Here is a 5,608-nt window from a genome sequence, read left to right as displayed (position 1 = left end):
ACCTTACTAGGGAAGTATGCCGGAATGCTGTTCTTAAGCTGGGTTAATCCATATAATTCCGATAAGCTTCAGTTGAACTATGTATCGCTGGATGAGGGTTATACTGGAAAACTAGCACCAGTATATGGTTATTCAGCTACGCCAGAGTATCAGGGCTTCTTTACTTTACCAATTCAGAATCAAACGACTACTACTGGTCAAGTTCAATTTATCGACGTCACTGATCCGAAGAACCCGGTAACATTAAAGACCGATTCATTGACTGGTCTGGTTGGGAATGCAATGGATCTTACTGATGCACAAAAAGACCTGGATGGTTATCTTTCTTCCGATGGAAAATATGTTTTGGCAGATGGTGATGATGCTGTTGACGGACAAAACAAGATAATCCCACGTAACTTTACTGACCAGGTCGCCGGAAATACAATTGTGATTCGGCTGACACATATACAGAAGTTTTTAGCTCACTCGAATATGATTGCAATTCATGGTCACTTAATTGTTAATGGTGAAGAAGATTCCGCATTTAGTGATCTCGCTAATGATTTAGGTAACGGTGAGTATGGAACTACTTATATTGCAAACCTTGCAACGCAGAAAATCATAGGATATGAGACTGATTTAACCTCAGAGCTTAACAATAGATTTGCTAATCTTAAGGGAATTGACGCACACGCCTCGTTTGATCAAACGACGGGGATCTTAACGGTTACTTATGATCCGACAACCTATGTTAAAAACAGTGGCGAGTATACAAACTATGATTGGGATACTAACCCTGCTAAGCAAACATTAACGATTGATTTTTCACGAACGATACCATATGTACATATTGGTACAGGATTTAGTGGTAGTACAATTCCTGACATTCCTGCTGATGTGGGTGTAATTAAATTAAATGGTAAGAATTTGCCATTTATAGGTGTAAATACTGATCCGGGGATTGAACTGTACTGGTACCTGAATCAAGTTCAAAAAGCTGATCTGAAGATTGTTGACCAGGACGCTGCCGGTTACAATGCGGCTAATCCATATGATAATCCGGCCATTAATATTTCTGGAATTACCACGACGTTTAATGCTAGTGGTAAGGCAGGCAGCCAGATCAACTTTGACCAAGGAACTACTACCGTTCAAAACTCACTCAAGGCTCTTGAGGACAAGGGCTATGAATTAGTAAGCAATAGCCTCAAGCCAGGCACCAAATTCGACAATGACGGTAATGCCGACCAGCATTTTGTTATCGTTCTGAAGCACCAGCATCAAGATATTACGCCAGACCAAGATACAGATAACCTGGTTAAGACCGTAACGCGGACAATTGATTATCGGGATACCGCCGGCAACGAAGTTAAGGGTAGTCCTGACGATACTGCTAACTATACTCAACAGGTTTACTTTGTCCGGACAGCAGTTAAGGACCTGGTAACGCAAGATATTCTGGGCTATGACCTTAATGGTGATGGGCAAGTTGACATTCCGGTAAAGTTTGGCGATCAGGCATGGCAAGCTGCGGTTAAGTCAAATGACAACAAGTATGTTGTTAACGCGGACGCTAACCAGTTTGCTGCGGTTAACTCAAAGGCTCCGCAGTCTGTAGGCTACGACAATGTTAACCTATCAACTGTTGATGGTCATTCCGTTGCGTGGAATTCACCAGACGAGACTGTTCATGTCATCTACTCTAGTAATCCGAAGCCGATTAAGGAACAGGGATCAATTAAGGTTACTTACTTTGATGACACTACCCACCAATCATTGACGAAGGTTGGTGACAAGACCCTGGGCTTTGATTCTGGTAAGCAGGATTCAGGGACCGCTGTTTCCTTTGCCGATCATGATGCCCAGCTTAAGGCGTTGACGGACAACGGTTACGTAGTTGTTTCTGATCCAACCGTTAACATGCCAAATCAGATTGGTAACAACGACCTGCTCTACACCATTCATGTTGTTCACCAGATTATTCCGGTTACGCCAGACAATCCTGGTAATGGTCTGACGAAGGATCAATTAACGAAGACGGTTACCGAAACGGTTACCTATGAAGGGGCCGATGCACAAACCCCAACCCCTGTTAAGACGTCTTTGACCTTTAACGGAATTGGTTACTACGATGCGGTAACTGGTAAGTGGACGGACGCCTTGGGACATGAGTTGACTGACCAGACTAAGAACATCACTTGGACGGCTGAAAATGGTAATAAGTTTGCGGTTGTCGTAACGCCACACATCGAAGGCTACACTTCAACGGTTCCAGCTGGTGACGACGATGGTAACGGCAACGTCAAGGAATTTACGGGAATTAACCAGAATTCTCGTAGCATTAACGTTGTGGTCACTTATCATAAGATTCCTGGCTATACGAATGGTACGCCAGAAACCAAGATGGTTACGCGGACGATTAACTATCTTGATTCGAAGACTCACCAGCCGATTCCTACTGACTTGGCGCCAACGGTTACTCAGCACGTTGAATTTACTCGGACACCAGTATTAGATGCCAATGGCAAGATTGTTGCTTATGGTACCGTTTCCCCTGATGGCAAGAGCTACACCCAGCAAGGCTGGACCGCAGATGGTGATTGGGCACGGGTAATTTCACCTGACCTTACTTCACACGGCTACACGGCACCTTCACAGACTGATGTTGCTCAGGCAATACCTGATGCAAACACTGAGGATCAAACGGTTAATGTTTACTACGGTCACCAAGTTGTTCCGGTTACCCCAGACAAGCCAGGCAATGGTTTGACGAAGGATCAATTAACGAAGACGGTCAAGGAAACGGTTCACTACACGGGGGCCGGTACGCAGACACCGTCTGATAATGTTACTCAGCTGCACTTTACCGGAACTGGCTATTACGATGCGGTAACGAATAAGTGGACGGATGCCTCCGGGAATGAACTGGCTGACCAGACCAAGAACCTTACCTGGACAACTAACGACGGTCATAGCTTCGCGGTTGTCGTAACACCACACATCGATGGCTACACTTCAACGGTTCAGGATGGTTATGATGATGGTAACGGCAACGTTAAGGCAATTTCCGGAATTGACCAGAACTCTGGTGACATCAACGTTACGGTAACCTACACGCCAACACAAGTTAATGATCAGACTGCTTTGGTAAAGTACGTTGATTCTGACGAGAGTAACAGGGTAATCACTACCTCAGGCGACCTTACTGGTAAGCCAGGGGAACAGATTGATTACTCAACCGCCCAGACGATTCAAAACCTTGAGAAGAAAGGTTACGCGCTGGTTACTGATGGCTTCCCAGCTGGTGCTACCTACGACAATGATGACAGCACTGTCCAGACTTATCTCGTTGTTCTGAAGCACACCACGACGACGGTTACGCCGGACAAGCCAGGAACACCGGATCAGCCAGTTGATCCAAGCAACCCAGATGGGCCAAAGTACCCTGATGGAACTGACATTAATAGTCTGAAGAAGACCGGGACCCAGACGATTCACTACGTTGGTGCTGGCGACCAGAATCCGGCTGATAATAAGCAGAGCTTTGACTTTACCAAGACCATTACCTTTGATAATGTCACGGGGAAGATCATCAGTGACTCTGGTTGGAATGTTACTAGTCATACCTTTGGTCGTGTCGATACACCAGTTGTTCAGGGCTACCATGCCGATAAAGCGAGTGCCGGTGAAACCACGGTTACCCCAACGGACCTGACCAAAGAGGTCATCGTTAACTACGCACCAAACGGCAAGATTATTCCTGTTGATCCAAACGATCAACCAATCCCAGATGCCCCAACGCCACAGTACCCAACTGATCCGACTGATCCGACCAAGGTAACGCCAGATGAACCAGTACCGACGATTCCAGGCCGGACTCCTGATCAGCCAACGGTTACTCCAACGGATCCTGGCAAGGACACCCACGTCATTTACCGGGTACCAACCAAGGATGAAGGGGTCGTAAATGTCATCGTGCATGACACGACTACCGGCCAAAACTTGCCTGATTATGATTGGACAAGTGGCACACAGGAAACTGGCACCGCGGTTGACTACAATAAGGCCGCTACGCTTACGAACCTGCGGAAGGCTGGCTACAAGGTCATCAACCCGGATGTAACGATCCCAAGTGAAATCGCTAAGGGTACGGTTAACGTGGTAATCTACGTTGAACACCAAATCATTCCGGTTACGCCAGACAAGCCGGGCAACGGTTTGAAGGATACCGACCTGACGAAGACGGTTACCGAAACCGTTCACTACACAGGTGCTGGCGATCAGACGCCGGCTGATAAGACTGCTCAGCTGCACTTTACTGGAACTGGCTACTACGATGCGGTAACTGGTAAGTGGACGGATGCCTCGGGACATGAGTTGGCCGACCAGACCAAGAATCTTACCTGGACAGCTAAGGATGGTCAGAATTTTGCGGTTGTCGTAACACCACATATCGATGGCTACACTTCAACGGTTCAGGATGGTTACGATGATGGTAACGGCAATGTTAAGGCAATTTCTGGAATTGACCAGACTTCTAATAACATTGACGTCACGGTAACCTACACCAAAGCACCTAACTATCGGAAAGGTCAACCACAATTCAAGACGGTTACGCGGACGATTAACTACATCGATTCAACGACTGGTCAGCCAATCCCTGCCAACCTGGCACCAACAGTTGTCCAGAATGTCCAATTTACCCGGACGCCAATCCTGGATGCCAATGGTAATACTGTTGCTTATGGTACTGTATCCGACGATGGCAATAGCTACGCCTTACAAGATTGGACCGCAGATGGTGATTGGGCACGGGTAATTTCGCCTGACCTTACTAAGGACGGTTATACTGCACCTTCACAGAGCGATGTTGCTAAGGTAACACCTGGTGCTGATACTGAAAACCAAACGGTTAATGTTTACTACGGTCACCAAGTTGTTCCGGTTACCCCAGACAAGCCAGGCAACGGGTTGAAGGATACCGACCTGACCAAGACGGTTACCGAAACGGTTCACTACACAGGCGCTGGTAACCAGACGCCAGCTGACTATATTACTCAGTTGCACTTCACCGGAACTGGCTACTACGATGCGGTAACTGGTAAGTGGACGGATGCTTCTGGAAAGGAACTGACCGACCAGACGAAGAACATTACCTGGACGGCCAATGATGGTCGCAGTTTTGCGGCTGTGGCAACGCCGCATATTAACGGCTACACTTCAATGGTTCAAACTGGTTACGATGATGGTGCTGGCAATGTTAAGGCTATTTCCGGAATTGACCAGAACTCTAATGACATCAACGTCACGGTAACCTACACGCCAATGCCAGTTAATGATCAGACGGCCTTGGTAAAGTATGTCGATTCTGACGAGGGTAACAGGGTAATCACTACCTCAGGCGACCTTACTGGTAAGCCAGGGGAACAGATTAACTACTCAACTACCCAGACGATCCAGAACCTTGAGAAGAAAGGCTACGCGCTGGTTAATGATGGTTTCCCAATTGGAGCTACCTATGACCATGATGATGGGACGGTCCAGACTTACCTCGTTGTTCTGAAGCACACCACGACGACGGTTACGCCGGACAAGCCAGGAACTCCTGATCAGCCAGTCGATCCAA

At 47.1% G+C, this 5,608-nt stretch carries 1 protein-coding gene; it reads left to right on the top strand.

Features of this window, described 5'->3' with window-relative positions; all coding sequences use genetic code 11:
* Positions 1 to 24: 24 nt before the first annotated feature.
* The coding region (locus ACI31J_RS07140) for a mucin-binding protein (RefSeq protein ID WP_439773734.1) at positions 25 to 5,608 on the top strand (5,584 nt) is incomplete at its 3' end.

Source organism: Limosilactobacillus sp. (genome assembly GCF_051873075.1).
In the GTDB taxonomy this organism is placed as follows: domain Bacteria; phylum Bacillota; class Bacilli; order Lactobacillales; family Lactobacillaceae; genus Limosilactobacillus.
Note: the sequence above shows the minus strand (reverse complement) of the source record. Positions and strands in the feature narration are given on the sequence as shown.